General features: G+C 54.7%; 11 protein-coding genes. 8 read left to right on the top strand and 3 right to left on the bottom strand.

The window, feature by feature from the left end:
* Positions 1 to 43 precede the first annotated feature (43 nt).
* The 6 genes from OXH16_19285 (at position 44) to OXH16_19260 (ending at position 8,387) form a co-directional block, all read left to right on the top strand.
* Positions 44 to 2,314, top strand: a complete 2,271-nt coding sequence (locus OXH16_19285; GenBank protein ID MCY3683547.1) for a DUF3604 domain-containing protein — start codon at positions 44 to 46, stop codon at positions 2,312 to 2,314.
* 6 nt (positions 2,315 to 2,320) lie between these two features.
* Entirely contained in the window at positions 2,321 to 3,097 is a 777-nt protein-coding gene (locus OXH16_19280; GenBank protein ID MCY3683546.1) for a phytanoyl-CoA dioxygenase family protein, read from the top strand.
* Between the two features lie 60 nt (positions 3,098 to 3,157).
* Positions 3,158 to 4,195: a dehydrogenase gene (locus tag OXH16_19275; protein ID MCY3683545.1), complete on the top strand. Its 1,038-nt coding sequence runs from the start codon at positions 3,158 to 3,160 to the stop codon at positions 4,193 to 4,195.
* Positions 4,196 to 4,319: 124 nt separating this feature from the next.
* Positions 4,320 to 5,129, top strand: a complete 810-nt coding sequence (locus OXH16_19270) for a phytanoyl-CoA dioxygenase family protein (GenBank protein ID MCY3683544.1) — start codon at positions 4,320 to 4,322, stop codon at positions 5,127 to 5,129.
* A gap of 11 nt (positions 5,130 to 5,140) precedes the next feature.
* Positions 5,141 to 6,409, top strand: coding sequence for a hypothetical protein (locus OXH16_19265; GenBank protein MCY3683543.1), 1,269 nt, complete (start codon positions 5,141 to 5,143; stop codon positions 6,407 to 6,409).
* A gap of 16 nt (positions 6,410 to 6,425) precedes the next feature.
* On the top strand, positions 6,426 to 8,387 hold the full coding sequence (locus tag OXH16_19260; GenBank protein ID MCY3683542.1) for a hypothetical protein: 1,962 nt from the start codon (positions 6,426 to 6,428) through the stop codon (positions 8,385 to 8,387).
* 13 nt (positions 8,388 to 8,400) lie between these two features.
* Here the strand turns inward: OXH16_19260 and OXH16_19255 are convergent, their stop codons facing one another.
* On the bottom strand, positions 8,401 to 9,462 hold the full coding sequence (locus tag OXH16_19255) for a hypothetical protein (GenBank protein MCY3683541.1): 1,062 nt from the start codon (positions 9,460 to 9,462) through the stop codon (positions 8,401 to 8,403).
* Between the two features lie 109 nt (positions 9,463 to 9,571).
* Here OXH16_19255 and OXH16_19250 point away from each other — a divergent pair, with 109 nt between their 5' ends.
* Entirely contained in the window at positions 9,572 to 11,719 is a 2,148-nt protein-coding gene (locus tag OXH16_19250; GenBank protein MCY3683540.1) for a fibronectin type III domain-containing protein, read from the top strand.
* Here the strand turns inward: OXH16_19250 and OXH16_19245 are convergent.
* On the bottom strand, positions 11,703 to 12,770 hold the full coding sequence (locus OXH16_19245; GenBank protein ID MCY3683539.1) for a c-type cytochrome: 1,068 nt from the start codon (positions 12,768 to 12,770) through the stop codon (positions 11,703 to 11,705). The two genes, OXH16_19250 and OXH16_19245, sit on opposite strands and share 17 nt — an antisense overlap.
* A gap of 14 nt (positions 12,771 to 12,784) precedes the next feature.
* Positions 12,785 to 13,885 carry an SUMF1/EgtB/PvdO family nonheme iron enzyme gene (locus tag OXH16_19240; protein ID MCY3683538.1) on the bottom strand — a complete coding sequence of 367 codons (1,101 nt, stop codon included), beginning with the start codon at positions 13,883 to 13,885 and terminating at the stop codon, positions 12,785 to 12,787.
* Positions 13,886 to 14,252: 367 nt separating this feature from the next.
* On the opposite strand from OXH16_19240, the gene OXH16_19235 reads away from it, so the two are divergent.
* The coding region (locus OXH16_19235) for a LacI family DNA-binding transcriptional regulator (protein MCY3683537.1) at positions 14,253 to 15,147 on the top strand (895 nt) is incomplete at its 3' end.

The raw sequence follows: 15,147 nt of genomic DNA, 5'->3' as shown, positions 1-15,147 counted from the left end.
AGTCATCTTGTGACGCTCAGGATGATTCTGAGGAGATCGGAGTATGGAGCGTTTGCAAATTCGATTGTCAGAGCATCGCCGCGGGCATGTGGATAAAGACCCGGCGCTGACTGTAGATGGATCTGGTCGGTTCTGGGTTGCTTGGCACGCTTATAGGCTCAAGGAAGATCGGATTCTGGTGCGGTCTTTTAAGGGTCAGCGGCGAGGTCCCGTGCTATCGGTGAGCGAAGAGGCGGGGATCAATTTTCAGCCGCGGATTGCGTGCGGGGGCGATGCAGTGTGGGTGGTGTGGTGCGCTGTGCGGGAGGGGCGGTGGTGCGTGCTGGCCCGATCGGCAGATGAAATGGGCGAGGTGGTGAGATTGGCTGAGGCGGATGCGAGTCTGGCTTTTCCAAATGTGACTTCAGATGGTGAGGGCAGGATATGGGTGGTCTGGACAGCGCTGGTGGGTAAAAGGCGTCGGATATTTGGGAGGTGTCTGGATGGGGATCGCTGGGCTGAGGTCGTGGATCTGTCGCAGGGTGGGGAAGATCACCATCGGCCCGTGCTGTGTGGTCATGCCGGGGGTGTCTGGGTGGCTTACCAGACGCTCCGTAATGGAGCCTGTGATCTGTTTTTGAGAAACTGGACGCCGGATGGGGTGGGGCGACCGGAGAAGTTCTCGCTTACAGATGACTGGGAGTTATTTCCGAGGTTGTGTCCCGATGGTTCGGGCGGGGTCTGGGCGACGTGGGCGGTCACGCGCGATGTGATCCATCCCAAAGGATTTGTGGATCACAAAGTGGAGGCGATGGCTTCGCATTTTGACGGTCGGTCCTGGACGCCTTACAGGGGACCGGATCGCACTATGCCCGAAGGGTATGTGGCGCATCTCTACGATGGATTGCTGGGGCGCGAGCATTATATGGGGTTTGTGGGATGGCGGCGACGGCCGCAGATTGTGCGGGAAACAGATGGGGATGTTTGGGTTCTTTATGAGCGCAAAGAGGACGAGTTGGTCAACCGGCACGGTCCGGATGCGCTGTTTTACGCTCGGCCCCTGACCGGGAGAAATCAGGGGCAATCCTGCGAGGTAGATGGTGAGGTACATGCCTATACGGTGAATGGAGATTTACCTGTGGTGGATGGGAGATTGCCATTTGCCGCTCAGATTTCCGAGGGGCGATATTATGCAGATATCTGTGCCGGAAGTTTGCCGCTGGATCAGGCGCAGCCGGTGCAAGAACGCCCTGCCTCAGACTGGCAATCATGGCGACCGATCCGACTGCCTGAACCGCCTGTGTTTGACCAGCGGCCCGAAATAGAGGTGGAGGGAAAGACCTATAAGCTTTACTGGGGGGACCTCCACTGTCACGGCAATCTGTCGGGTGATGCGGAGGGTGAGATCGACGAAAATTACGCGTATGGGCGCTACAGGGCACGGCTGGATTTTATGGCGGTGACGGATAATGATGTGCTTTACGATAATATTCTCACGCCATCTGAGCTTGAACTGATTTTGGCGGAGGCCGACCACTTTAACGATCCCGGACGATTTGTGGCTGTCCCCGCCTATGAGCGCACCTATCGCAAAGAATCGGAGAGCGGACCGAACCATCGGATTATGCTTTTTCCGGGCGGAGAAGTGCCGCTGTATCATTTTACTGAGTCCGATGTGGATACACTGGAGAAGTGGGTGGCAGCGATGGAGAGGACACGGGCTTTTACATTTCCGCACCATCCCACCTGGTGGGTGATTCCGAGCAGTCGGCTCGGGGGGGTGGAACTGTGTTCGTGTTGGGATATTTACATTCAGATGCGAGATACGATTCCAGAGGCACTGCGGCAGGGCTATCGCCTGGCGTTTATGGGGAATAGCGATTCCCATCGGATTGTGCCCGGGATGGGGGGTGCTCTGACGGGGGTGTGGGCAGAGGCGTTGACCCGAGAGGCGCTATTTGAAGCTCTGTGGGCACGGCGGTGTTTTGCCACCAACGGTGCTCGTGTTATGCTGGATGTGCGGGTGAACGGAATGCCCATGGGATCGGAGGTGGAGGTCGCAGGGCAGGTGCACTTAATCTGTAGCGTGCAGGCTTCCCGAATGGTGCAGGAGGTCGCGCTGTTCAGGGATGGAGAGCAGGTGCTGGCGCAATGGGTCGGAAAGAAACAAGCTGTTTTGAGGTTTGAGGACGAGCCAGACTCTGGAGAACACTTTTATTATGTAGAGGTTCGACTAAAGCCACTTCGCAGGGTGCCGATGGGCGGCCGCTGTGGAAATTTGCAGGTGGCACAGGGCGATTTCGCATGGTCGAGTCCAATCTGGGTTAAAAGGTAGGTTTTTATGACTCTCACATCCGACCAAATTCGGGATTACCACGCAGACGGTTTTACCATCGTTAAGGGGCTTATTCCGCCGGGACTTCTCAAAAATATCGCCGAACACCTGGATCGCGCTGCGCTCGGGCAACTCGATTCCGGGATTGCTGTGCAGGTCGAACCCGAGGTCCAGCGCCTGGATATTCGCCCCGATAATCCCTTGAACCGCATTCGCAAAGTCAGTCGCGTTGTCCGGCACGATTCTTTCTTTCGGTCTGTGGCTACCTGTGAACCCATTCTGTCGTGTATGCGGGATATTCTGGGTGATAACCTGCGCTTTTTTGGCGATGAAGCCCAGCTCAAACCCGCTTTCTACGGGTCTGCCCATGCCTGGCATCAGGACGCGCCCTATTTTTATTCAATACCTCTCCCAGTTGCCACTGTCTGGATCGCTGTAGATGAGGCGACTCCGGAAAACGGCTGTCTTCAAGTTGTGCCGGGCTTGCACCGACAGGGTATCCTGAAACGCCCCAATTCGGACCAGCCCTGGTTTGACGAAGGAGAATTTGATACCACCGATGCCGTGCCCGTTGTTCTGAATGCCGGCGATGCCCTCTTTTTTCATCTGTGTCTGCCCCACGGCTCTGATTCCAATACGTCTTCTAAAAGGCGCCGTTCCCTGATCTATCGCTATATTAACGTGGATCGCATTACTACGGATATGGTCCCGCTTGTGAAGCGCCACGGGTGTCTTTCAAACTCGCCCGATAGTCATCCCATTTTCAGGATGGCGATTCCGTAAACGGCGATCACTGCTATACATCACAGACCAAACCCTAAGTACGAAAACAGGAGAGAATATATGGAGAGGAAAGTCAGACTCGGAATTACCAGAGATTTCTTTGATCCGGACGGAAATCTGGCCATTCCCGGCCCGGGGCTGGAACTGTTCAATGAGATGCCCGAAGTCGAGTACCGGATATTCGATCGGTTTCTGCCGGAAGTCGGCGCCGAACAGATACGTGGATGCGATATGGTCATCTCCTGGACCGCTCACTGGACAGAGCGATCACTTGCGGAAAACGACCAACTGATCGCAGTCCTCTACACCGGCGTGGGATACGACCACCTCGATGTTCGGGCTCTCACCCAGGCGGGTGTCATGCTCTGCTTTGCTCCCGACGCGGTTCGCCGACCAATGGCCTGTACTATCATCACCTTCATTCTGGCGCTCGCGATGCGACTCATTAACAAAGACAGAATGACCCGCCAGGGACGCTGGTCGGAACGGGATGCGTATCACGGTGAAGGTCTGACCGGCAAGACCCTCGGTTCCATCGGCGTCGGCAACATTGGCCATGAGATGTTTTTACTGGCCAGGCCGTTCGGGATGAGACACCTGGCCTGTGATCCCTACGTAGAACAGGACGCCGTGTCCGATATCGGCGCAGATCTGGTAGATATGGATACGATTCTGGCCGAGTCCGACTTCCTGAGCATCAGCGTGCCATTTAGCGAAGAGACACACCATCTGATTGGGAAAGAAGAATTGCGCAAAATGAAATCCACGGCCTACCTGATCAACACCTCGCGCGGATCCGTAGTTGACGAAGCCGCGCTTATTCAGGCGCTACAGCAGGGATGGATTCGAGGGGCCGGATTAGATGTGTTCGAACAGGAGCCTGTCGATCCCGACAATCCGATCCTCAAAATGGACAATGTCGTTGTATCTCCGCACTCCCTGGGGCATACCGATGAATACTTTGAAGGCGCCTGGCGCGATAAATTCCGCCAGGCCGCGCAGATTCTTCGGGGTGAGATTCCCGAGGCTGTGGTGAACCGTGATGTGCTTGAAACACCGAGGTTTCAGACAAAGTTCCGCAAATTTCAAACACCGTAGTGTTTTTGGAAGGGGACGTTTCACGAGAGGATTGCGGAGTATGGAGCGTTTGCAAATTCGATTGTCAGAACATCGCCGCGGGCATGTACGCTTAATCTGCAGGGTGCAGTAAAAGGAGAGGGTTATGATATCAGAAATGCGTCAGCATTTTGAAGAACACGGTTGGGTGCGGCTGGAGGGTGTATTGGACCGAAAAAAAATAAATGCTTATAAGTCCACGTTAGATCGCATCGCGTCTGGTATTTGGTCGCTGACGGGCAATGACCTGACGACCACTCGAATAGATACCCTCATTCTTCGGGACGACTCTTTTATCGAGTTCATCAAAATTCCCTGCATCCTGGAAGCGTACACTGAGATCGGCGGTATTGCAGCCACACTCAAGAATTCCTGGGCTTTTATCAGGCGACCTGCTGATTTTCGTCATAACGCTGAAGAGGTTCACAGATACAAGCAAGACATGAGCTATAAGAAAGGCTGGCATCGCGGCAGTGCGCCAAAGTGGGGGATGTACGAAGACGAGTGTCATCAGGGAATGCACCATTTCCCTTATCTGAATTTCTTTGTGTTCCTGACGGATGTGGGATCTGGTGATGGTGGGACCTTGGCTATGGATAAGTCGCACAAGGTTCACGGTGACTACGCGGAAGTGAGTAAGTTCTGTGAGCCTATTGAGGCCACTTGTAGAGCGGGAGACGCCTTCTTGTTTACGGAATCGCTGATGCATTCGGCACCCCATATCCTGACCGAGAATACGCGGTATTCGATGACTTATACATTTATTCCGCCCTTCTACTGCAATATGCGGCATTACGAGGTTCCCGAATGGTTTCTCCAGAATATACGGAATGCTGATCTGCGGGGCGTTTTAGGCGAGTGGCGCGGTAAGCTCGACCAATGCTATCGGGGGCCGTACACGTACAATTTCGAGTAAAGGAGTGTCCTATGATCACCGCAGGAGCTGCATGTCTGGATATTACACCACCGCTGGGTACGATGATTCCGGGATCGTTTGAGGATCGGTTCGCAGAAAAGGTGCGCGATCCATTGCATGTGCGCAGTTTTGTGGTGGAACGAGAAGGGGAAGGTGTGGCAATTGTGGTGTGCGATTTGATTGGGGTGAAGCGGGATTATCTGGACCGCGCTAAGGAGCGAATTGCGAAGGAGACGGAACTGAGTGCAGAACGGGTTTTGATTTCTTGCACGCATACGCACACGGGGGCTGTCACGGGCGATGATGCTTATACGGCGTTTTTGATCGATCGGATTGCCGATGCGGTGAGGCTGGCCTGGCAGGACCGAAAGCCAGCGCTGGTGGGGTTTGGGCAAGCTCTTGAGGACCGCGTGGTTTTTAACCGCCGCTATCGCATGAGCGATGGATCGGTGCGTACGAATCCCGGGGTGGGCAATCCCGATGTGGTGGCGCCAATGGGTCCGATTGATCCGGAGATTGGCGTGCTGTGTTTGCAGGGGGTTGACGGGGAGGCGATTGGTTTGCTGGCCAATTACGCGCTGCATTATATCGGTATGCCCGAATCCGCGTATTCGATTTCTGCGGATTATTTTGGGATTTTTTCAACGCTGATTCAGCGGATGCGGAATGCCTCTTTTGTTGCGGCGCTTTCAAATGGCGCGTGTGGGGATATCAATAATATAGATGTGCTGGGGGATAAGCGTCCTGTGAAAGACCGTTCTCTGCATGCGGAACGGGTGGCGGGTTTGATTGCAGCGGGTGCTCTGTGGGTGTGGAATGAGATGGATTTTGCGTCCGATGTACCCATTGGGGCGGCTATGCAAGAGGTGGTGCTGGCGCGGAAGTCAGCACCTTCGGAGGCCGATATGGCGCGGGTGAGGGAGATTGAGGCCATGGAGCGGCCCACGATGGCCGAGCGCGCTTTTGTGCGGCGAATAACCAGGCGCATGGTCGATGTGCCGGATCGGGTGCGGACATGGGTGCAGGCACTTCGCATTGGGGACCTGGGGATTGCGGCTGTGCCGGGGGAGTTGCTGGTGGAATTGGGGTTGGATTTGAAAGCTCGGTCTCCGTTTTCGCAGACGATAGTGATCGAGTTAGCCAATGATTCGGTGGGATATTTGCCGACGAGGCAGTCTTATGAAGAAGGAGGATATGAGCCGGAGGCGAGCGTCTTTGCGCCGGGGTGTAGCGAGCAAATTGTCGATGTGGCTTTGGGATTGTTGAAGCAATTGCGATGACCAAAAAGGTTGGGAGATGGCTATCGATGAAAAGCAGGTGGTGGAAGAACGAGCCGGGGTTCTCCGAGAACGGGTGACGGGGCGCGCGCTGGTGATCGGTGTGCTCACGATTGTGGGAATGGCGCTTTTCATGTCCTATTTCGGGCGGAATCTGGTGAAGAATTACATGCCCGTAGCGGTGGCTCTGCCGTTTGTGGTGTGGCTGGGAATCAATACGGTGTTGAAGCTGTTTGCGCGGGGGTGGGCACTGTCTCGGATGGAGATGTTGACGGTGTTTTTCATGGTGTGGCTGGTGGGGAATTTGCCGGGTATTGGGTGGGCGATGTATATGGTGACCGATATTGCGGCTCCGGCTCACTATGCCTCGCCTGAGAACCGGATGCGGGAGGTGGTGATGCCCTATTTTCCGCGCTGGTTGTTTCCAGAGGAATCAGAGGCGGTGATCGGGCAGTTGTTTACCGGGGTGGAGGTGGATGGGGCTATCCCGTGGCTGGCCTGGGTGCGGCCGTTGTTCTGGTGGTTGATGGCGTGTTTGTCGCTGGTTGGGGCGGGTTTTTTTTCGAGTGTGATTTTTTACAAACAGTGGCACGAGAAGGAGCGGCTGGTTTTTCCGATGGCGACGTTCCCGATGGATATGCTCAGGCAGTCCGCGGGCAGTCGGGTGCCGGATGTGTTTAAGAATAAGGTGTTCTGGATTGGGTTCGGTTTTGTGGCGGGGATTATTGGCTGGAATATCATCGGGTATTTCGCGCTCAGCTTGCCGCCTATCACCCTGTTTTATTCGACCACATACAAAGCCGTACCCCTGGGACATCATTTTCCGGATTATTTTTTGCGGGTGCAGCCGATGATTATGGGGCTGGCGTATTTGTGCCCGCTGGATATTCTGTTCAGTTTCTGGTTTTACGATTTTGTGAATATTTTGAAAAAGGGGTTGCTGAACCGCACGGGGTTTACGGTGGGTTTGCCCGGGCAACCGGCGATGGGCGGCGAGATCGCGATGCTGGAATCGCACGGGGCACTGGTTTTTCTGGTGGGATGGTCGGTGTGGGTCGCCAGAGGGCATTTGCGGGAGACGCTGCAAAAGGCGTTTGAAAGGGGGCGCGAGAGCGATGACGGGTCTCCGGTTTCTTATCGCACGGCGTGGCTGGGATTGTTGTCTTCGGCGGTATTTTTGGGAGGATGGATGGTGTCTGCCGGGATGCGGGTTCCCGTGATGCTGGTGCAGTTAGTGTTGCTGTTTATCTGTTTTTTCGGGATTACCAAATATGCGGCGACTACGGGATTTATTTTTTTGTCTCCTGCAGGTGGAAAGGGCGCCGATGTGCTCCTGGCGCTGGGCGGAACGTCGAATCTGCCACCTGCGACACAGACGTCTATCTGGCTGGTGAATAGCAACGCGCTTTGCGGGGTGCCGATCCGGATTACGTGTATCCCTTCGGTGACGCATTTTTTTCGGATGTTGGGCGATCACCTGCGGCGGCATCCGCTGATCTGGGGGTGCATCCCGGTGGCGTTTGTGACGGGTTTTGTGGTTTCTGTGGGCGCACAGCTTTACCGGTGTTATACCGAGGGCGGTCTGAATGGGCACATGGCGCTGTGGGACTGGGGTGTGCTGATGGGCAGGGTGTCGTTGATTGAGGGGAGCAAGCTGACGGTGTTCGATCCGCAGAAGTTGGGGGTGTGGTTTTTTGGGTTTGCCGAGGCAGGGGTGCTGACTTATTTGAAGGCGCGGGTGTCCTGGTGGCCGTTTCACCCGGCGGCGATTGCTTTGCCTGTCGGGCGATACGGGTTTTGTTTGCTGATTGTGTGGTTGATGAAGACCTTTGTTATCCAGTTTGGAGGTGTGAGTCTTTACAGGCGGTCACTGCCGTTTTGGTACGGGGCGATTGTGGGGTATTTGTTCGGGATTGGGGTCTCCAAGGTGGTGGATATAATCTGGTTTCCAGATGCGGGACATGGGGTGCATGGGTGGTGAGGGTTTTTAAGGCTTACGAAAGACTATCCAGGAACTCCTGTGGAATTTTTGCACCATAGACCTGGGGGTGACCGCTGCGGTTAGAGGTGTAGATGAGCCACGCGTTGTCAGAGGTCATGTAGGGATGGGTGTGCGACCACTGGTTGTCGTCGTGTTCGGTGCGGCTGAGGACGAGGCATTTGTGACGACCCGATTCGAGAGAACCGATGTGGATGGGGATGTTTTCTTCCTGGGTGGCGTCTCCAATCCAGTATCGGCCACAATGGGAGACGCTGACATGACCGAAGCGTTGGGAGGTCTTGCTGACCAGATTTGGGGCATTGTCGCGCAAGCCCGCAGTCCAGACGTTGCCTTCGCTGTCTTCGTCTTGTCCCGTGGAGATGAAGATGTAGTCGGTTGTGCCAATCCACGCTTCGTGACCGGTGGGGCGCGGCGTGTGTGGGCGATCGACGGGAAACCAGGTGATGCCTTCGCGGTCGGGTTCAAGAGCGCCGAGGTGGACGAATTTGACGTCGGGCATTTTGTTGGCTTGAATGAGGATGCGATTGTTGCCGTCGAGGGAGAATTGTTCGTGTTTGAAGTGGTAGTCGTCCCGCTGGGCAAGGGTATTGCTTTTCCCGGTTGAGAGGTCTGTACACCAGACTTTGCTCGATCCGCCTTCGGGGTGGACGCTGGCAGCGTAGTAACGCCCGTCCTGGGACATGGTGCCGTAGCTGAATCGGCCCTCTTCGGTTGGCAAAGTTGCGATGTCTTCTTTTTCGAGGGTCTGATAGTTGCAGCGTTTGAGTACGAGCGCGTCCCCGTCTTGTTGCTGGTAGTAGAGGTGTTCGCCCCAGGCATGGAAGGCGGGGAAACGGGGTGCTTCGGCGAGTACGGTGTGGAGGCTGCCATCTGTGAGGTCGAGGAAGGACAGGCCGCCGTCCTGGTCGTTTTGGGGATAATATCGGATTGTGACGCGGCTTCCATCAGCTGAGGAATAGGGTTGTTCGCCATAGATGTTGTCGGCGGGACGAGGATCGTCGATGAGCTGGTAAATTTCAGCGCCGGAGTTGGGATCGGTTTCGACGAGTTTCATGGCGTGTCTCCTGAGATTGGGAGGTTAGAGGGTAGATCTGAGGGAATATAACATGCGTGTGGATGATCCATCAAGCGATTTTCCGCTTTGATCAGAGGGAGGATCGGATATGATACTCAAAATTTTAGATACTGCTGTCAATTGCGTTACCATGCAGGTGGAATGCGAGGACGCTCGGAGGATGCGAATCTATCGCGCGGATCGGGCGGATGGTGCATTTGAAGAAGTCGGCGTCGCCCGAGAAGATCGGTTTGTGGATGCGGCGGATTTGATACCGGGGAAGACTTATTATTATATCGCCGTTGGTGCTGATCGTTATCCAGAACAGGATGAGTTGAGGAATATGGAATCCGTTGAGGCGCAGGTGCCCCGCGCTTCTTGTGAGAAACAGGTCGATCTGACGCAGGAGGTAGAAGCGTTTGAGGTTCAGATGGGTGGGTATGTGGATGAGTCGAATGCTGTGACTCTTGGGCCAGAGGTGTATTGCCCGGGGCCTAATTCGAGTATGCCGCCCTATGATCAGGTGTTTGAGCCAAATCTTTATGTGGTGATCGAGAATACGGGTGAGACAGATCTGGTGAATCCGTGGTTGGTGGCAAATGGACAGCGGGATTGGTGGTCGGTAGAGGCGATGGCGAAAGAGGCGATAGGCGGGCGGGATCTGGACGAAGACGAGCGGATGATGGCGTTGTGGCAGTTTGTCGTGGATGAGGTTTACGACAGCCGATGCGGGATGTCGTGGTATGACGATGTGAGCGATCCGGTGAAGTTGTTCAATGCGTATGGGTTTGAGGGGTGTATAGGGTATGCGATTGCCACGAGTCGGTTGGGTGAGGTGATGGGGGTGAAGTCGCGCGAGGTATGGGTCGGCGGTATTTTGGATGGGCACGGTCGAGGGCGGCAGTGTAGCCATACGATTTTCGAAGCGTGGGCAAATGGGGCATGGCATTTGCTCGATACGGATCAGATGGTGTTTTTCTTAAAGCGCGATAACCGGACGGTGGCCAGTGTCGCCGACCTGGCGCGGGATCCAGAACTGACGAGCAGGTCGCACCGGAATCTGGGACTGGCGGGAAAGGATCTGGTGGAGAAGGATTATTACAGCGCGCAGTTCGAGAATCGGGAATTTGTGTATCCGACCAATCCGAGCGGTGCCTGGACTCGGGAAGATGGCCGTGTGCAACAGGATACGACGCAGTTGCCGCCGCCCCATACGATGGCGATGCGCTTGCGGCCGGGGGAGAAGCTGGTGCGCTATTGGGATCAGGTGGGCAAGACGGTGGTGCGAGGGCGTCGGTTACATCCCGAGGTGCGATATTCCAATGGCAAGCTGGCCTATCGACCCGATCTGCGAAATCCGCTGGCAATGAGAGGGTTAGAACGGCATGTGAATGTGGTGCAGGAAGCGTCGAGGCGATTGCCTGCTGTTCATCCGGTTCAAGATCAAAGCGTTTCCCGGATGATCTGGAAGGTGTGTTCACCATATCCCATTGCCGGAGCGCGAGTGGGTTTGTCCTACAGACGGGTGAGCAGGGAAGACGGTCTTGAGGTATTGCTGTCTCTGGATGGAAAGGACTGGCGGTCGGTCTGGGTGGCAACGGGACATCGGGCAAGTGCGTGTGTGGATCTGGACTGGTATTTGAATCCGGCTTTGTTCGACTGGCGGGGGGATTGGGATCCGGGATGGCGGGTTGGACCGCGTTATGAATATTATGTTCAGGTGGCGATGTGGGCTGGTGCGAATGCCGGAGATGTGGGGGTGGATAAAATCTGGTTCGATACGGATTTGCAGTGTGCAACGCGATCTTTGCCATCGCTGTTCTGTGGTGAGAATCGCATTCAATATAGAGATGAGTCAGAGGAAAAACGGAATGTTCGGATAATTTACGGATGGCAGGAGGAGCACTGTATTAAACCGCCGGATATACCCGAGCCGGTGTTTCCCTTGGATGGGGCTGAGTTGGATCAGACGGATTTTGAGTTTCGCTGGAAAAGTCCTGAAGGGAATGGGTCAGAGGTGGACGATTATCACGTACAGGTGAGCAGGTACCCGGATTTCAGGTGGTGCGTGTGTCCCACTTTTGACCGGTATGTGAGCCGCACGGCATACGCGGGGAAGACGCGCTGGCAACCGCAATTTGCAGGGTTGTTGAATCCGGGCGAGCGATATTATTGGCGCGTGCGTGCGCGAAATGCACAAGGGGTGTGGAGCGATTGGAGCCAGGCGTGCGCGTTCTCGGTTACTCGGGGAAGCTAAATGGCGGTTCGATGTGGAGCCAGTTGATGCCATTGAGTGCTTTGAGGAAGGCGATCAGGTCCTGTTTTTCGGCGTCGGTGAGGTTGAGGGGAGTAATTAATTCGTCGAGGAAGGGATTGGGATTACCGCCTTTGTCGTAAAATTCGATGATTTCTTCCAGAGTTTTGATGCTGCCGTTGTGCATATAGGGGGCTGTGCGCGCGACTTCGCGGAGGGTAGGTGTTTTCATTGCGCCAAAGTGTTCAGGCTTTTGGGTTTGCTCATAACGTCCGGGATCGATGCCTTTGATGTCTTGCAGGTTGCCGGTTTTTTCGTAAGTGGAAAGATCAGCGCGATCCCAGCTCGTACCGATGTTGTGGAAGTCTTCGTCGGTATAGTTGAATCCCATGTGGCAGAGTGTACAACGCGCTTTGGTGCGAAAGAGGCGCAGGCCCCGGATGGCGGATGCGGACATGGCGCCTTTGGGGCCGCCGTATTCGAACAAATCGTAGGGCGATTCGCCAGAGATCAGCGTGCGTTCGAAAGCGGATAGGGCTTTGGCGATGCGGCCGGATGTGATGGTGCTGTCTCCAAATGCGGCTTTGAAGTGGGGGCGATAACCGGAGATAGCCGATAAAGTGGTGACGACCTGTTCGAGGGTGTTGCCCATTTCTGTGGGGCTTTGGATGGGGATGAGTGCCTGTTCTTCGAGGGTAGCAGCCCTGCCGTCGTAGAAGTAAATCGTTCCGTATGCCCGGTTGATCAGGGTGGGCACATTGCGTGTGGGAGTCTGACCGTCAATACCTGTGGGCAAGACGCGACCATCGGTAAAGGCGCGGTGGGGCTGGTGACAAGAGCCACAGGCTATGCTGCCGTCTCTGGAGAGCCGTTTGTCGAAAAAGAGGAGTTTGCCCAGGGCTATTTTAGTTTGGGTGAGGGGATTGTCTTTGGGAATGCTGCTGATATAGCGGATTTCGTCATGGCCCAATGGCACGCGGGGTATGTCGCCACTATATATGGCTATCGGCAGGGCGATCAGGAGGGCGCAGAGAAATGTGAGGCGGATTGCCATGGCGGTCTCTCTATCTACCGGGCGCAGCGAAAGCCGAAGTAGGCCATGCTGCCGTTGTCCTGAGCCGAAGGCTCGCCCCCATAGCGGCGGGCACAACGCAGGGAGTGAGGGGAGGACTGCCACTGCCCGCCTCTGCGCGTGTGTTGATAATCGAAGCCTTTATCCGGACCTTTGGGGTTATCAGTAGGGGCATTTTTGTAATAGTCTGGATCGTACCAATCGGCACACCATTCCCATACATTTCCCGCCATGTCGTAGAGACCGTAGGCGTTGGGGGGGTGGGATTTGACGGCTCTCGTGGGGTAAGGCGTTTTGAAGATGCGTCCGTAATTGGCTTTTTGTTCATCGGGCGGGTCGTCGCCCCAGGGATATTTGGATTGGGTGCGGCCCGCGCGGCAGGCATATTCCCACTCTGCTTCGGTGGGTAAGCGCGCGTCTAGCCATTGGCAATAGGCTTCGGCGTCGTAATAGGTGATGTTGACAACGGGGTGGGTGCCGAACTCAGACATCCAGAACCAGTCTTCGCGCCAGTGTTCGGGCGAGGAATGGCCTGTGGCTTTGGTGAAGGAGAAGTATTCGGCGTTGGTGACTTCGTGGTTCAGGAGTTCGAAATCGGACACTGTGACCAGGCGGATGGGTTTTTCGTTTTCAAAAGTGCCGCCCATAAGAAAGGTCCCGCTCTGGATGGATATAAAACCGAGTTCATCGGATTGGGGGGGGACAGATGGCTGCCAGGGCTTTGATGGGTCGATGACCACCCACCCCTTGCCGGATGCTTTCAGGCTTTCGGCGAGGGTGTTGAGCAAGGTGCGAATTGTGGCTTTGTCGGGTGCTTCAGGCGAGAGATCGAGATAGGTTTTGAAGTGGCGATAAGCATTGGCGTTGCGTTTTTGACGGTGATAGAGGCGGGCCAAAGTTAAATGTGTGGGCGCGTGTTTGGGGTCAATTTTGAGGATTTTGAGGAATTGCTGTTCGGCATAATGGATCTCGCCGTCTTCCAGCGACATGCGGGCCAGATCGTAGCGTGCGGGGATCTCGGCGGGATCGCCCTGCGCGTTGGCAGAGGCAACAACCCCCAGCAGGAAGACAAAGGTAAAATATAGACGGGCGGGCATGGGGATATCCGTAAAGAATACAGTGGAGTAGATGCCAAAAGTTAAGGGGGTTGAGAGGCGTTGTCAAGCAGAGCGATGAGAAAAAATCGGACTTGTTATTTTTTCTCAGGGACGATATATTGTCTATTGAGACTATATTTCGTCCTTCGTAAGAGCCGATCTGGACTATTTGGAGACGGTATTACAGGCAAATTGACTCTCTTTCATGATAAAAATAACTTTTTACGGACATTTGTTTTGAACAACGCCCACATTGGTACACTTTTTACTTTATATTATTAGACGTTCCATCTGAGCCACATCAAAGCTGTCTGTTCGTGAATTATGTCCCTCATTTCTGTCGTTTAACAGGTGACGAGATAAGCCAATGAAAAAAAATCAGGCTACGATTAAAGATATTGCAAGGAAGTTGGGTATTTCGTATTCAACAGTCTCACGTGCGCTGTCTCCACACGCTTCGGTACTGGTGAAGGAGAGTACTCGCGAGTTGGTGCGCCAAGCCGCCGCCGAGATGGACTATAGCCCCAATCTGATGGCGCGGGGGATTGTGATGGGGAAGACGGGTACACTGGGTCTGTTAACCTACCAGATTTTCCAGGAGATGTTTGGGCGTCAGACCGACCAGATTTTGAAAGTCTCTGGCGAGCAGGATTATCAGATCATGATGGGAGTGGCAATCCCTCAAAGTTCACGGGATGACGGGGCTACGCGGATCAGGCAATTGATTTCCTGGGGCGTAGATGGACTTTTAGTTCATACGCGGGGAGATGAAGGAGAGTCAGAGCGTATTTTGGATGCTGTGAAGGGACGGGTGCCAGTAGTGACATTGCATTATCCAGTTGAAAACCTGAGCGGGGCTGTGCTGGACTATGTGGCGAATTTTTCCGAGGCTACAGAACATTTGATCGAGTTGGGGCACGAACAGGTCGGGTTTATCGGAGAGGACTGGAATGAGTCCAGCCCGGTTTCAGCTAAGGGGAAAGGATATTTGCAGGCGATGCAAAAGCACGGCTTGACGCCCAGACACATACCTGTTGGCGACATTTTTGCAGAATCGGGATATCGACTGGGTAAAGAACTCGGCGATCAGTTTACAGCTCTTGTGTGTCGGGACGATTATACGGCTATAGGGGTTTGTAAAGGGCTACAAGAATCGGGTCTTCGCATACCCGAGGACATGGCTGTGGTGGGGAGTGGGGATATTGATGTGTCGGCATATGTGACGCCATCACTGACCACACTGGTAACGCCTTACGAGGCGA

It is taken from the genome of Gemmatimonadota bacterium (assembly GCA_026705765.1).
GTDB lineage: Bacteria > Latescibacterota > UBA2968 > UBA2968 > UBA2968 > VXRD01.
Note: the sequence above shows the minus strand (reverse complement) of the source record. Positions and strands in the feature narration are given on the sequence as shown.

Excerpts from the sequence above, each read along its gene's own strand:
- OXH16_19245 (MCY3683539.1), bottom strand. The coding sequence starts at position 12,770 with ATGGCAATCCGCCTCACATTTCTCTGCGCCCTCCTGATCGCCCTGCCG.
- OXH16_19280 (MCY3683546.1), top strand. The coding sequence starts at position 2,321 with ATGACTCTCACATCCGACCAAATTCGGGATTACCACGCAGACGGTTTT.
- OXH16_19255 (MCY3683541.1), bottom strand. The coding sequence starts at position 9,462 with ATGAAACTCGTCGAAACCGATCCCAACTCCGGCGCTGAAATTTACCAG.
- OXH16_19285 (MCY3683547.1), top strand. The coding sequence starts at position 44 with ATGGAGCGTTTGCAAATTCGATTGTCAGAGCATCGCCGCGGGCATGTG.
- OXH16_19270 (MCY3683544.1), top strand. The coding sequence starts at position 4,320 with ATGATATCAGAAATGCGTCAGCATTTTGAAGAACACGGTTGGGTGCGG.
- OXH16_19275 (MCY3683545.1), top strand. The coding sequence starts at position 3,158 with ATGGAGAGGAAAGTCAGACTCGGAATTACCAGAGATTTCTTTGATCCG.
- OXH16_19240 (MCY3683538.1), bottom strand. The coding sequence starts at position 13,885 with ATGCCCGCCCGTCTATATTTTACCTTTGTCTTCCTGCTGGGGGTTGTT.
- OXH16_19260 (MCY3683542.1), top strand. The coding sequence starts at position 6,426 with ATGGCTATCGATGAAAAGCAGGTGGTGGAAGAACGAGCCGGGGTTCTC.
- OXH16_19265 (MCY3683543.1), top strand. The coding sequence starts at position 5,141 with ATGATCACCGCAGGAGCTGCATGTCTGGATATTACACCACCGCTGGGT.
- OXH16_19250 (MCY3683540.1), top strand. The coding sequence starts at position 9,572 with ATGATACTCAAAATTTTAGATACTGCTGTCAATTGCGTTACCATGCAG.